Source organism: Sphingomonas sp. 2R-10 (assembly GCF_030062225.1).
In the GTDB taxonomy this organism is placed as follows: Bacteria; Pseudomonadota; Alphaproteobacteria; order Sphingomonadales; family Sphingomonadaceae; genus Sphingomonas.
This window is the reverse complement of sequence record NZ_JASCXF010000001.1, coordinates 36,414-50,131: the sequence shown is the minus strand read 5'-3', so window position 1 is coordinate 50,131 and position 13,718 is coordinate 36,414. Positions and strand designations below refer to the sequence as shown.

General features: G+C 68.6%; 12 protein-coding genes. 7 read left to right on the top strand and 5 right to left on the bottom strand.

The genetic code is table 11. The annotated features are described in order from the left end of the window. Nucleotides 1-47: 47 nt before the first annotated feature. Nucleotides 48-491 carry a preQ(1) synthase gene (gene queF / locus QLH51_RS00220; protein ID WP_125654986.1) on the bottom strand — a complete coding sequence of 148 codons (444 nt, stop codon included), beginning with the start codon at nucleotides 489-491 and terminating at the stop codon, nucleotides 48-50. Between the two features lie 29 nt (nucleotides 492-520). Between queF and QLH51_RS00215 the strand changes: the two genes are divergently transcribed. From QLH51_RS00215 to QLH51_RS00195, 5 genes are all read left to right on the top strand, one after another. Beyond that, on the top strand, nucleotides 521-2,068 hold the full coding sequence (locus QLH51_RS00215) for a cryptochrome/photolyase family protein (protein WP_125654988.1): 1,548 nt from the start codon (nucleotides 521-523) through the stop codon (nucleotides 2,066-2,068). A 184-nt stretch (nucleotides 2,069-2,252) separates the two neighbouring features. Continuing rightward, complete coding sequence (locus QLH51_RS00210) at nucleotides 2,253-3,083, top strand: sulfurtransferase (RefSeq protein WP_125654990.1); 831 nt, start codon at nucleotides 2,253-2,255, stop codon at nucleotides 3,081-3,083. Next, a complete protein-coding gene (gene metC, locus QLH51_RS00205; RefSeq protein ID WP_125654992.1) occupies nucleotides 3,080-4,273 on the top strand; it encodes a cystathionine beta-lyase in 1,194 nt (397 codons plus the stop codon). Before QLH51_RS00210 ends, metC begins: the two co-directional genes overlap by 4 nt. Before the next feature lie 17 nt (nucleotides 4,274-4,290). Beyond that, nucleotides 4,291-5,550 carry a mechanosensitive ion channel family protein gene (locus QLH51_RS00200; protein WP_443018805.1) on the top strand — a complete coding sequence of 420 codons (1,260 nt, stop codon included), beginning with the start codon at nucleotides 4,291-4,293 and terminating at the stop codon, nucleotides 5,548-5,550. A gap of 69 nt (nucleotides 5,551-5,619) precedes the next feature. Then, nucleotides 5,620-6,750 carry a GNAT family N-acetyltransferase gene (locus tag QLH51_RS00195; RefSeq protein WP_125654994.1) on the top strand — a complete coding sequence of 377 codons (1,131 nt, stop codon included), beginning with the start codon at nucleotides 5,620-5,622 and terminating at the stop codon, nucleotides 6,748-6,750. A gap of 148 nt (nucleotides 6,751-6,898) precedes the next feature. Here QLH51_RS00195 and QLH51_RS00190 read toward each other — a convergent pair whose 3' ends face one another. From QLH51_RS00190 to QLH51_RS00180, 3 genes are read right to left on the bottom strand one after another with little or no spacing between them, the layout of a single operon-like run. Beyond that, the gene (locus QLH51_RS00190; RefSeq protein WP_125654996.1) at nucleotides 6,899-7,225 is read right to left on the bottom strand and encodes a hypothetical protein; all 327 of its coding nucleotides are present in this window, start codon (nucleotides 7,223-7,225) and stop codon (nucleotides 6,899-6,901) included. After that, nucleotides 7,225-8,868: a hypothetical protein gene (locus tag QLH51_RS00185; protein ID WP_206428831.1), complete on the bottom strand. Its 1,644-nt coding sequence runs from the start codon at nucleotides 8,866-8,868 to the stop codon at nucleotides 7,225-7,227. The genes QLH51_RS00190 and QLH51_RS00185 overlap by 1 nt, the downstream gene beginning before the upstream one ends. Nucleotides 8,869-8,877: 9 nt before the next feature. Then, a complete protein-coding gene (locus tag QLH51_RS00180; protein ID WP_125654998.1) occupies nucleotides 8,878-10,680 on the bottom strand; it encodes a hypothetical protein in 1,803 nt (600 codons plus the stop codon). A 94-nt stretch (nucleotides 10,681-10,774) separates the two neighbouring features. On the opposite strand from QLH51_RS00180, the gene QLH51_RS00175 reads away from it, so the two are divergent. Then, nucleotides 10,775-11,977 (top strand): glycosyltransferase family 2 protein, encoded by a 1,203-nt coding sequence (locus QLH51_RS00175; RefSeq protein WP_125655000.1) that lies wholly within the window; start codon nucleotides 10,775-10,777, stop codon nucleotides 11,975-11,977. A 30-nt stretch (nucleotides 11,978-12,007) separates the two neighbouring features. Here QLH51_RS00175 and QLH51_RS00170 read toward each other — a convergent pair whose 3' ends face one another. Continuing rightward, nucleotides 12,008-13,225, bottom strand: a complete 1,218-nt coding sequence (locus QLH51_RS00170; RefSeq protein ID WP_125655002.1) for an argininosuccinate synthase — start codon at nucleotides 13,223-13,225, stop codon at nucleotides 12,008-12,010. A 139-nt stretch (nucleotides 13,226-13,364) separates the two neighbouring features. Between QLH51_RS00170 and QLH51_RS00165 the strand changes: the two genes are divergently transcribed. Further along, complete coding sequence (locus QLH51_RS00165; RefSeq protein ID WP_125655004.1) at nucleotides 13,365-13,697, top strand: EF-hand domain-containing protein; 333 nt, start codon at nucleotides 13,365-13,367, stop codon at nucleotides 13,695-13,697. Nucleotides 13,698-13,718 lie beyond the last annotated feature (21 nt).

Sequence of the window (13,718 nt, the reverse complement as noted above, 5' to 3'; positions counted from 1 at the left end):
GCAGTGCGACACGATTCGCGTGGCGAGTTGCCCCGGGCGTGCGACGATCAGCCGCGCCCGCGATATCCCGGCACGTCCTGATCGGGAATCCATACCGCCCGGGGCGGTTCGCCCGATTGCCAGAACACGTCGATCGGGATGCCGCCCCGCGGATACCAATAGCCGCCGATGCGCAGCCACACCGGCCGCATCTCCGCGACCAGCCGCTCGGCGATGCCGACGGTGCAATCCTCGTGGAACGCGGCGTGGTTGCGGAAGCTGCCGAGGAACAGCTTCAGCGATTTCGATTCGACGATCGTCGCGGCCGGTACGTAATCGATCACCAGATGCGCGAAATCGGGCTGGCCGGTGACCGGGCAGAGCGAGGTGAATTCGGGCGCGGTGAAGCGCACCAGATAGGGCGAGGCGCGCGGATTGGGAACATAATCGAGTTCGGCGGCTTCCGGAGTTGCGGGAAGCGGGCTGGCCTGGCCAAGGAATTTCGGGTCCATGGCCCCCATGTAGAAGGGACGGCGCACGAATGGAACGGGTGCTGATCCCGGTGCTGGGCGATCAATTGTCGCCGGGACTGTCGTCGCTGGCCGATGCCGACCCCGAACACACGACGATCCTGATGATGGAGGTGGTCGAGGAAGCGACCTATGTCCGCCATCATCCCAGGAAGATCGCGTTCCTGTTCGCCGCGATGCGCCATCATGCCGCGGCGCTCAGCGAAAAGGGCTGGAGCGTGGATTATGTCCGGCTGGACGATCCCGACAATGCCGGCAGCTTCACCGCCGAGGTCGCGCGCGCGGTCGAGCGCCATGATCCGAGCCGGATCGTCGTCACCGAAGCCGGCGAATGGCGCGTACAGGCGATGCTGGACGCGTGGGAGACGCTCTTCGGCATACCGGTGTCGATCCGCCCCGACACCCGGTTCCTGTGTTCGCACGACCGCTTCACCCAGTGGGCCGACGACCGGCGCGAGCTGCGCATGGAATTCTTCTACCGCGAGATGCGGCGCGAGACCGGGCTGCTGATGGACGGGGACAAGCCGGTCGGGGGCAAGTGGAATTTCGACCACGACAACCGCAAGCCGGCCACGCGCGACCTGCTGATGCCCCGCCCGCTGTCGTTCAAGCCGGACGACGTGACGCAGGAGGTGCTGGCGCTGGTCGGCGAACGGTTCGGGCACCATGCCGGGACGCTCGACGGGTTCGACTTCGCGGTGACGCGCAAGGACGCCCTGCGCCAGCAGCGCGCGTTCCTCGCCCATGCCCTGCCCGGTTTCGGCGACAATCAGGACGCGATGCTGACCGACGAGCCGTATCTGTGGCACGCGGTCCTCTCCCCCTACATCAATGCCGGGCTGCTCGATCCGATCGACCTGTGTCGTGCGGTCGAGAAGGAATATGCCACGGGCAAGGTGCCGATCAACGCGGCGGAAGGCTTCATCCGCCAGATCATCGGCTGGCGCGAGTTCGTGCGCGGCATCTACTGGCGCGAGGGGCCGGACTATGTGACGCGCAACTTCCTGAACGCGAAGCGCGACCTGCCGGGCTTCTACTGGACCGGCGAGACCGACATGCACTGCCTTTCGCAGGCGATCGGGCAGACGCTGTCGAACGCCTATGCCCATCATATCCAGCGGTTGATGGTGACCGGCAATTTCGCGCTGCTGATCGGTGCCGAGCCGCAGCAGGTGCACCGCTGGTATCTGGAGGTCTATGCCGACGCCTATGAATGGGTCGAGCTGCCCAACACGCTGGGGATGAGCCAGTTCGGCGATGGCGGGCTGCTGGGGTCGAAACCCTATGCGTCGTCGGGCGCTTATATCGACCGGATGTCGGATTATTGCGGGCATTGCCGCTACGACGTGAAGCAGCGCACCGGGCCCGATGCATGTCCGTTCAATGCGTTGTACTGGGACTTCCTCGTCCGCAATCGCGGGAAGTTCGGCAACAATCCGCGGATGGCGATGCCGTACCGGACGTGGGACAAGATGGCCGGGGATACGCAGCGCGAATTGCGTGGGCAGGCGAAGGGGTTCCTGAAGGCGCTGGACGAATTGCCGCGGTACGAAGGGTGAGTTCACCCCCCTTCGTCATTCCCGCGAAGGCGGGAATCCATAGCCGCAACGCTCACCGCTCCAGCCGAAAGGCCGGCGCATATGGATTCCCGCCTCCGCGGGAATGACGAACGACAGCTGCCGTCAGGCGGCGAAGCACAACCCGGCGCTTGACCCTCGGGTGGCGCGGCCTAAGCCTTGCCCCATGCAATCGCTCGTCTCCACCGCATGGCTCGCCGACCGGCTCGGCACCCCCGGGCTGATCGTCCTCGATGCGACCTTCGTTCCCGTCCAGCCCGATCCGCCGCGCGACGAGGCCGCCGAATATCGCAGCGGTCATATTCCCCGCGCGCGTTTCCTCGACCTGCGGGCGCTGTCGACCGGGCAGGCGACGTCGCTGCCCGCCGCCGACAAGCTGGCCGGGCGGCTGGGGGCGATCGGGGTGGGCGACGATGCGCAGGTCGTGCTGTACGACAACTCGCCGCACCATAGCGCGGCGCGGGCATGGTGGCTGCTGCGCCGGTTCGCGCGCGGACTGCCGGTCGCCATTCTAGATGGCGGTTTCGCCCGATGGCGGGCCGAGGGGCGGCCGGTGGAGGCCGGCGTCGATCGGCCGACACCGACCCGCTTCGGCGCCGATCCCGACCTTGCCGCCGTCCGGACCAGGGCGATGGTGCTGGCGGCCCTCGACAAGGACGGGGCGCAGCTGGTCGATGCACGATCGCCGGCGCGGTTCGACGGCAGCGAGGCCGATCCGCGCGGGCTGCCGTCGGGGCATATTCCGGGGAGCATCAACCTGCATTACGCGCGCTTCTTCCGCGACGACGGGACGTGGCGGTCGCCCGGGGAACTGGCGGCGCTGTTCGCGGCTGCGGGCGTCGATCTCGACCGGCCGGTCACGACGACCTGCGGGTCGGGCATCACCGCGGCGATCCCCGCCTTCGCGCTGCACCTGCTCGGCCGCGATGCCGCGCTGTACGACGGCAGCTGGGGCGAATGGGCCGCCGATCCGCAGACGCCGAAGGTGACGGCATGAGCGCGTCCGACACGCCGCGATCGCCCGCGACCCGCGTCGTCACCGGCGGGCGGCGCGACGCATGGACCGCGGGCGTGGTCAACGTCCCCGTCTGGCGCGCGTCGACGATCCTGTACGACGACGTCGCCGCGCTGCGTGCGGCGGCCGGCGCGGACACGCATCACAAGCTGTATTACGGCCGGCGCGGCACGCCGACGCAATGGTCGCTGGCCGAGGCGCTGACCGAACTGGAGCCGGGGGCGGAGGGCACGCTGCTCTATCCGTCGGGGGTGGCGGCGATCACCACCGCGCTGCTCGCCTTCCTGAAGCCCGGCGATCACCTGTTGCTGCCCGACAGCGCCTATGACCCGACGCGGGCGTTCGCGCTGGGGATGCTGCGCACCATCGGGGTGACGACGACGCTGTACGATCCGGTGATCGGCGCGGGCATCGCCGGGTTGATGACCCCGGCGACCAGAGTGCTGTTCCTCGAAAGCCCCGGCAGCCTCACCTTCGAGGTGCAGGACGTGCCGGCGATGACGCGGATCGCGCGCGAACGCGGCATCACCACGATCCTCGACAATACGTGGGCGACGCCGCTGCTGTTCCCGGCGATGGCGCACGGTGTCGATGTGACGATCATGGCCTGTACCAAATATGTCGTCGGCCATTCGGACGCGATGTTGGGATCGGCGACGGCGGTCGCGTCGCACTGGCAGGCCTTGCGCGACGCGACCTATCAGCTGGGGCAGCATGTCGGCCCGGACGATGCCGCATTGGGCGCGCGGGGGCTGCGCACCATGGCGGTGCGGCTGAAGCAGCATGGCGAATCGTCGATCCGCATCGCGAAGTGGCTGGCCGGACAGGACGGCGTCGCGCGGGTGCTGCACCCGGCGCTGCCCGGCTGTCCGGGACACGACATCTTCACGCGCGATTTCCGGGGGAGCGCCGGGCTGTTCGCCTTCGTCCTTGATGGGGGCAGCGATGCGGGGCGCGTCGCGCTGATCGACGGGCTCGACCTGTTCGGCATCGGCTATAGCTGGGGCGGGTTCGAAAGCCTTGCGCTGCCGATCGATCCGCATCGCTATCGCAGCGTCACCCGCGCCGAACCGGAAGGGCCGATGATCCGGTTGCAGATCGGGCTGGAGGACACCGACGACCTGATCGCCGATCTCGCCGCCGGGCTCGCCTGTTACCGGGCGGCGCGGTGAGCGAGGCCGCCGCATGGCTGGCCGCGCGCGGCCTGCCGGTGGGGGATGGATGGCAGCTGGCCGAGGGCGGCATCGCGTTCGCCCTCGTGCTGCTGTCGCTCGCGCTCGGCTGGTTCGCCGGGCGCTGGGCCGGGCCGCATCTGACCGCGCTGTGGCGCGAGCGGGTGCCCGACCATGCCGTCGGCCTCGCCACGCGGATGTGCGACATCGTCCGCCATCTGGTCGCGGTGCTGGCGCTCGCGCTGGTGGCGCACGGGCGCGACTGGGGGGCGCTGGCCGATATCGTCGTCGGCGTCGCGCTGGGCGCGGCGGTCGCGCGGCTGGCGATGCAGCTCTTGCGCGGGGTGAACCTGACGCGGTGGCTGGCATGGGCGGTCGCCGCCATCCTGTTCGTCGCCGTCCTGTCGGGATCGGTCGGTGGGCTGAAACCGATCACCGCGACGCTCGATGCGATCGGTTTCTCGGTCGGGCGCTGGCGATTGTCGCTGCTGGCGCTGGTCAGCACGCTGCTGACCGCGGTCGTGCTCTACGCCGTGGTCCGCATCGCCAACAAGCTGGTCGAACATGGCGTCGGGCAGGCGAAAGGCCTCGACCCCGCGCAGAAACTGCTGGCGCAGAAGCTGGCGTCGATCGCGGTCATCATCACCGCGTTCTTCTTCGGGATCGACCTGCTCGGCATCGACCTGACGACCTTTGCGATCTTTTCGGGCGGGCTGGGGCTCGCGGTCGGGTTCGGGTTGCAGAAGACGGTCGGCAACCTGATCGCGGGCATCATCCTGTTGATGGACCGGTCGATCAAGCCGGGGGACGTGATCGTCGTCGGCGACAGCTTCGGCTGGGTCAACAAGATCGGGGTGCGCGCGGTGTCGGTCATCACCCGCGACGGCAAGGAACACCTGATCCCCAACGAAAACCTGATGACGCAGGAGGTGGAGAACTGGTCCTTTTCCGACCGCAACGTCCGCATCCGCATCCCGGTGGGGATCGGCTATGAGACCGACCTGCGGCTGGCGCAGAAGCTGATGTTGCAGGCCGCGACCGAAAGCCCGCGCGTGCTGCGCAGCCCGGCGCCCAACGTCTGGCTGATCTCCTACGGCGAATATGCCGTGGAGCACGAGATACTGGCGTGGATCAGCGATCCCGAATCCGGCGTCGGCAATGTGCGGTCCGACGTGCTCAACCGGCTGTGGGACCTGTTCGCGGAGCATGGGATCAGGATTCCGGTGCCGCGGCGGGAGGTGATGTTTCACGACGGGCTGAAGGTGACGAAGGGGTAGACCGTCTGGGGTGACGTATCGAAGCGAGGGGACTACCGGACCCACGCCGCACCCCCTATCTTCCCTCCCGTGACGACCATCACCGCCCGCATCGCCGAGGGCGTCCGCGCCGTTCCCGCCGACCAGTGGGATGCCTGTGCGGGCACGGGCAATCCGTTCCTGTCGCACGCCTTCCTGTCGGCGCTCGAAGAATCGGGCAGCGTCGGCGGCGCGTCCGGCTGGCAACCGCTGCCGATCATCGTCGACGATGCGCATGGCGTGCCGCAAGCGATCGCGCCGGCCTATGCCAAGGGGCACAGCCAGGGCGAATATGTGTTCGACCACGCCTGGGCCGACGCATGGGAGCGTGCCGGGGGCGATTATTACCCGAAGTTGCAGGTCGCGGTGCCGTTTACCCCGGTGCCCGGCCCCCGGCTGCTGCTGCGCGACGCGGCACAGGCGCCCGCGCTGATCGGTGCGATCGAGACGGTGGTGCGACAGAACGGATTGTCGTCGGCCCATGCGACCTTCGTCGACGACGCGCAGCTGGCGGCGTTCCGGGCGGCGGGGTGGCTGGTACGATCGGGTACGCAGTTCCACTGGGCCAATCGCGGCTATGCCGGCTTCGACGATTTCCTGAACGACCTCGCCAGCCGCAAGCGCAAGGCGATCCGCAAGGAACGCGCCGCCGCGCTCGACGGGCTGACGGTCCGCCACCTGACCGGCCGCGCGCTGACCGAGGCGCATTGGGATGCGTTCTGGGCCTTCTATCAGGATACCGGCAACCGCAAATGGGGCCGGCCGTACCTGACGCGGCGGTTCTTTTCGCTGCTGTCGCAGACGATGGCGGACCGGGTGCTGCTGATCCTTGCCGAGCGCGACGGGCGGCCGGTCGCCGGGGCGCTGAACCTGATCGGCGACGATGCGCTGTACGGGCGCTACTGGGGCGCGGTGGAGGAGGTGCCGTTCCTCCATTTCGAGCTGTGCTATTATCAGGCGATCGACGCCGCGATCGCACGGGGATTGCAACGGGTCGAGGCCGGGGCGCAGGGCGAGCACAAGCTGGCGCGCGGCTATGTGCCCGTCCCGACATGGTCGGCGCATTTCCTGCCCGACCCCGGATTTCGTGCAGCGGTCGCCGACTATCTGGAGCGCGAACGGGCGGCGGTCGGACAGGAACAGGCGTTCCTGCAGGAAATGACGCCGTTCCGGCGGGGCTAGATGTTTGATCCCGGCCAACAGGCCGTTTGTGCCGAGTAGGGGCTGAGCTTGTCGAAGACCCGTATCGAAGCACCTGCCCCAAACGGTCCTTCGATACGCCAGTTCGACAAGCTCGATGGCTACTCGGGACGAACGGCAAAGGGGGCGGCTATTTGCGCCCCGGCAGCCCGCCTAGCCCGCCCGGCAACACATCCCCGATGCCGCCGCGCGCTGCGGGGTCGACGTCGAGGCCGAACGCCTGCGCAAACTGGCCCAGCGCGTCGGGGCCGCCGACTTCCGACAGGATCGCCTCGATCTGATGGCGCGACACGCCGCTATGGTCGGCGGCTTCCTGCGCCGGATCGGCATGGCCGGCGAATTTGGCGAGCAGGCCGAGCACCGTCTGCACCTGTTCGGCCGAGATTCCCGCCTTTTCGGCGATGGCGGGCAGGTCGACGCGCCCGGCAAGGTTCAGGGCATTGTTCGACAGGTCCATCAGCGTCTCCTTACCGGATCGTTTGCCGCCATCTGTCGCGACGCGCGGCGGCGGGGCTTTGCGAACGGACGATTGCCCAGATCGCTCCATGTCAGGTCGGGCGGCGGCACGCGGTGGTCGATGCGGAACACCGCGCTGGTGCCGCTGCGCCACACCGGCACCAGCCCCTGTTCGAGCCGGCGGTCGTATTTCGGCGGCCGGATCAGCCAGACATAGTCGAACGCGTCGCGCGGGAACTTGTACAGCGCGCCGGCGATCGGCCGCCAATATTCGCGCGGGCATTTGACGTCGGTGACCAGCTCGGACGGGTCGTGCGAGAAGCCGCGCGCCGCCTTGTACCTCACGGTCAGCAGCTGTCCGCCGGCCATCGACCACTGGTCGTTGGCATAGGCCAGCCGCCGGGTCAGCGCCATGCCGGGCAGGTGCTGCAGCCGGGTCATGCGCCATTCGTTGTAGCACGTCTCGCCCACGAAGGTGACCAGCCGGGCACCGACCGGCACATGGTCGAGCGCCGCCAGCTCGCGATCGTATTCACGGTCGTACAGCCAGAAGCTGGCGGTCGTCGCGCCGATCCGCCCGACGAAGATGGCAAGGCCGATGCCGGCCAGCACCGACGCATGGCGGATCGACGTGCCGGGTTTCGGCCTGAGCGCGATCAGGCAGATGCCGAACAGATACGGGACCAGCCGCATGTCGGCATAGGCCGATCCGAACACGATGCGCGGCAGCAGGATATAGACCGCGATCAGGAACAGCGCCGACAGGCCCAGATTGCGCGAATAGCCGATATTCGGGTCGCGCAACCCCTTGAACAGCACGAGGTAGAAGACCGCGACCGAGGCGAGGTCGTAGAGCTGCCAGCGGTCCCGCAGGGTCATGGTCATCCACAACATCTTCGCGCGCCAGTTGAACCAGTCGGCGGTCTGTCCACCGACATGCCCGCCCGAGCGCCACAGTAGCATCAGCAGCGCCGGTGGTGCCAGCACGAGGCAGTGGAGCCCGGCATGGAAGGCGGCGGCGAGCCAGTTGCGCCGTTTGTCATGTTCGCGGATCAGCTCGGCCGAGGCGGCGAGGACGCCCAGCGTTCCCCAGCCGAAGGTGTGCGTCAGCCACACCAGTCCGGCGATGGGCACGAACACCACCCCGCGCAGCACCAGCCGCCCCTGCCGCCCCAGCCGCAGCCAAAGTGCGAAGGCGTTGAGCGCCAGCGCCATCGACAGCACGAAATTGGCGAAGCCGAAATGGAACGGGAAGCTGTAGACGATCGGCAGCGCGAACAGCGCGGTCGCCGGGATGCGGCCATGCACCTCGCGCGCGATCCACAGCAGCCCGACCGCGGTCAGCGCCGGGATGGTCAGGATGATGAGCTTGACCGCGGGTTCGAGGCCGATCAGCGGTTCGAGCAGCCAGACGAGCAGGTCGACGCCCAGATTGCCGATCAGGCTCCAGTCGAAATTATACCAGTCGTGGAACCACGGTGCCTGTCCGGTGTCCCACAATTGCTGCACGCGGTACCGGCCCATGTGACCGGGCAGGTCGACCATCGGCGGAATATCGGGCCATACCAGCGGCACGACCGCCAGCAGCGCCATCAGCGCGACGAACCACCGCGTCTGCCACCAGTTGAGCCTGTCCCCCTGCATCGGCCGCTTTTAGAGGCGGTCGGTACGATCCGGCAAGCGTTCGCGTAACCGGAAGAACAGCATCGATCCGCCGACGGGAACCGGTTCCAGCCAGTCGGGAACATGGCCGGATTGCAGCGCTTCGACGAGACTGCCGGGGCGATAGGGTTCGAGGACGTTCTCGCGCATGTTCGCGGGACACAGCGCGACATAGTCCACGCCCAACCGCCGCGCCATGGCCGCCGACCGCGCTGGTGGGCTCAGGAAGAAGCGATAGGCCGCCATGTTGCCGTCGTTGTTGCGGTGATAGCCGGCCGCCAGCGCGCGGTGCGGCGTCATCCCGATCAGATAGGAACCGAGGTCGATCGGTGCCGCGACCAGCCCCGCGGGCTGGCGGGCGATCGCCACGAATTGTTCGGCGTTGGTGCAGCGGCGTGCATCGACGCGTGCCGCCTCGATCGGTTTGGCGAGTGCAAGGTCCATCTGCCGTGAAATCGCCAGATAGGTGACGCCCGCGCCCAGCACCCAGAGCATCAGCCGCGCCGCCATCCGTTCGGGTCGTCCCTGCGCCCCGGCGATGGCGACGGCGAAGGGGATCGATCCCAGCCCGGCGAGGATATAGGTGACGCGGATCTGGAGGATCGCCGCGACCGCGCTGATGACCAGCACGATCGCGAAGGCGACCGCCGGGCGCGCGCGCCAGCCGCCGCGCACCGCCTGCATCACCGCCAGCGCGCTGCCGAGCAGCGACAGCGCGCCGTAGGCGAGGATGGTGCCAGGCGTATCCTGTCCGACGAACAGCCCGCGTGCCTCGCTGACGTTGCTCATCCACACCTCCTTCAGAAAGGGGGTGAGCGCGTCGTACGGGCCGGCGAGGCACACCATCGACGTCTGCGACACCGACAGCAGGACGGCGATGCCGACCGCTGCGCCCGCTGCGAGCCGTCGGGGCAGGGTCGGCAGGCGTGCCCCGGCAAGGCCGAGCACGCTCCAGCCCACGCCCAGCGCCAGCGTCGCACGGGTGGAGGCGGGGGTGAAGCCGTCGCACCATTCGCGCGGCCACGCATCGGGGTGCATGAACACCAGCATGAGGCCGGTCGTGCCGGCCAGCGCGATGCCGAAGCCCAGCGCGCGGCGATCCCCGGCGGCGTCGCCGGTCAGCCACAGCCAGCCCAGTGCCGCCATCACCGCGACCAGCTCGGGTGCCGATTCGAGGCCGATGGCGAGGCTGGCCGCCGCGATCACGCCCATCGCCGCGCCGGTCGCGAGCGACGGCCGGCGGACGAGGCCGTCGACCAGCGCGAGCATCAGCACGATCTGCAACGCGTGATGGTCGATCCGGCCGGGGATGAACAGGCTGATCGTCGGAAAGGCGAGTGCGGCCAGGATCACCGCGACCGGCCGCGCGGCAGGGCCGGACAGGCGATGCGCGATCCGGGCGGCGAGCAGCAGGTAGCACAGGAACAGCAGCGCCGGCCACGCGATCACCATCGCCAGCTCGGCGGCATGGGTGCCGAACAGCGGCGTCAGCACGAGGACCATGGCGGCGGGCACGGCATCGGCAAGACGCGACCAGTGCATCGGCGCGCCGCCGGGCGGGCCCAGGCGATATTGCATCAGGTCGTTGAAGCGCTGTCCGCCGATCCAGTCGCGGATCTCGGCGATGCGCATCATGTCGTCATTGTCGGGCAGCCGCAGGAGGCTGAGCGTCGCCCAGTCCTTGATCGTCCACGCGCTCGTCAGCAGTACGGTCAGCCCCAGTGCCAGCAGCAGCACGGACCAGGGGAAACGGGGGTGCGATGCGGCGTTGGCGGGCGTCATGGCCGTCGACATGCCCGGATCATGCTTAATTTCCGGTATAGCGTTAACCGAGTCTTCGTCGTTCGAGGCGAAAACGGTCGCATCAGCCCGCCCGATGGAGCGCCCGATGTCCGCCGTCCGCCTGCCCCTTGCCCCCAGCGACGCCGAGCGCGCCGACCCCGCCGTCGAACTGTCGATCGTCATGCCGTGTCTGAACGAGGCCGAGACGCTGGCGGTGTGCATCAAGAAGGCGAAGGCGTTCCTCGACACGCACGGCATCGCGGGCGAGGTCATCGTGGCCGACAACGGATCGACCGACGGATCGCTGCAGATCGCCAATGCGATGGGCGCGCGGATCGTGGCGATACCGGTGCGCGGCTATGGCGCGGCGCTGGCCGGCGGGATCGCGGCGGCGCGCGGGCGGTTCGTGGCGATGGGGGACGCCGACGACAGCTACGACTTCGGCAGCCTGTTGCCCTTCGTCGAACGGCTGCGCGGCGGTGCCGATCTGGTGATGGGGAACCGGTTCCGGGGCGGGATCGCGCCCGGTGCCATGCCGGTGCTGCACCGCTTCCTCGGTAATCCGGTGCTCAGCCTGCTCGGCCGCGCATTCTTCGGCACGCCGGTCGGCGATTTCCATTGCGGGCTGCGCGCGTTCCGCCGCGACCGCGCGCTGGAACTGGGCCTCACCGCGCCGGGGATGGAATTCGCGAGCGAGATGGTGGTCAAGGCATCGATCGCGCGCCTTGCCATCGTCGAGGTGCCGACGACGCTGGTCCCCGACGGCCGTTCGCGCCCGCCGCACCTGCGCACATGGCGCGACGGGTGGCGGCATCTGCGGTTCCTGCTGCTCTATGCGCCGCGCTTCCTGTTCTTCTACCCCGGCCTCGCGCTGCTGGTCGCCGGGATGCTCGCGACCGCCATTCTCGCGACCGGCGACGTGCGCGTCGGCGGCGTCGAGTTCGGGCCGCACACGATGATCTTCGCGGCGATGGCGGCGATCATTGGCGGGCAGCTGGTCGGGCTGGCGCTGCTGGCGCGCCAGTACGGCATCCTTGCCGGCATGTGGCCCGAAAGCGGGGCGATGCAGCGGATTCGCGGCGCGCTGACCGTCGAGCGCGGCTGCATCGGCGGGGGCGTGCTGCTGCTGGCGGGGCTGGGTGGCGCCGCGGCCTCGACCTGGCTGTGGGCGCAGGCCGGGTTCGGGCCGCTGGTGCCGGGGGAGCTGATGCGGCTGACCATCCCGTCGATGCTGCTCGCCTGCCTTGGCGTACAGGTCGCGGTCACGTCCTTCTTCGCCGCGCTGCTCGACCAGCCGCGCGCACGGTAACGGGCCGGGTCGCCCCGGCCCGTCCGGTCCTTACCGGTCGCGGCGGCCCAGCAGGCGCAGGCGCAGCGCGTTCAGCTTGATGAAGCCCGCCGCGTCGCGCTGGTCGTAGGCGCCCTGATCGTCCTCGAACGTCACGACCTTTTCGCTGTAGAGCGAATTGGGCGAACGCCGGCCGATGACATGGACCCCGCCCTTGTAGAGCTTCAGCCGGACTTCGCCCGACACCTTGAGCTGGCTGTGGTCGATCGCGGCCTGCAGCATCTCGCGCTCCGGCGAGAACCAGAAGCCGTTGTAGAGCAGCTCGGCATAGCGCGGGGCCAGTTCGTCCTTCAGGTGCGCGGCGCCGCGATCCAGCGTGATCTGTTCGATCGCGCGGTGCGCGGCGTGCAGGATCGTGCCGCCCGGCGTCTCGTACATGCCGCGCGACTTCATGCCGACGAAGCGGTTCTCGACCAGGTCGAGCCGGCCGATGCCGTGCGCGCGGCCGAGGTCGTTGAGCTTCGCCAGCAGCGTGGCGGGCGACATCCCCTCGCCATCGATCGCCACCGCGTCGCCGCGCTCGAACGCGACGGTGACGACCTGCGGCGCGTCGGGCGCGTCCTCCGGGCTGACCGTGCGCGAGAACACGTATTCGGGCACCTCGTCCCACGGATCCTCCAGCACCTTGCCCTCGCTGGAGGTGTGCAGGAGGTTCGCATCGGTCGAGAAGGGCGATTCGCCACGCTTGTCCCTGGGCACCGGAATCTGGTGCTGTTCGGCAAAGGCGATCAGCGCGCTGCGGCTGGTCAGGTCCCATTCGCGCCACGGCGCGATCACCTTGATATCGGGTTGCAGCGCGTAATAGCCCAGTTCGAAGCGGACCTGATCGTTGCCCTTGCCGGTCGCGCCATGGCTGACCGCGTCGGCATTCACCTGACGCGCGATCTCGATCTGGCGCTTGGCGATCAGCGGGCGGGCGATCGACGTGCCGAGCAGGTACAGCCCCTCGTACAGGGCGTTCGAGCGCATCATCGGGAACACGAAGTCGCGGACGAATTCCTCGCGCAGGTCGTCGATGAAGATATGCTCGGGCCTGATGCCCATCAGCTCGGCCTTCCTGCGCGCCGGCTCCAGCTCCTCGCCCTGCCCCAGATCGGCGGTGAAGGTCACCACCTCGCACTTATATTCCTGTTGCAGCCATTTCAGGATGACGCTGGTGTCGAGGCCACCCGAATAGGCGAGCACGACGCGGTTGATGGACTCGGCCATGGGGCAGGCTCCTTGATGTGCAACGGTTCGGCGCGCGGTTAGGCGACGCAGCCGCGCCGCGCAAGGACACGCGCTTGCGCTTCGGCATGGGCGATGCGATCCTGTGCCGATCGTCCTCCAGCGGAAAGAAGCTGCCCCGATGTTGTTCGCGCTCCTCGCCCTCGCGTTCCAGACCGCCCCGGCCCCCACGCCGGCCCCGGCGCAGCCGACGCCCGCGCCGGTCGTCGAACCGGCAGCGGATGACGAGGCCGAGTTCTTCGCGATGTTCGACACCGACAAGGACGGCGCGATCGCCAAGGCCGAATTCGACGCGATGAGCCTGAAGATCGACGCGGAGGCGGCAAAGCAGGACCCGTCGCAAAAGGGGCAGGCCGCCGCCGGCCTTGCCACCGCCTTCGCGCTGATGGACCAGAACAAGGACGGCAGGATCACCCGCGAGGAGTTTCGCGCGATCGTGAAGGCGGGGCAGTAGGGGTTCTTTGATCCGCTTGCG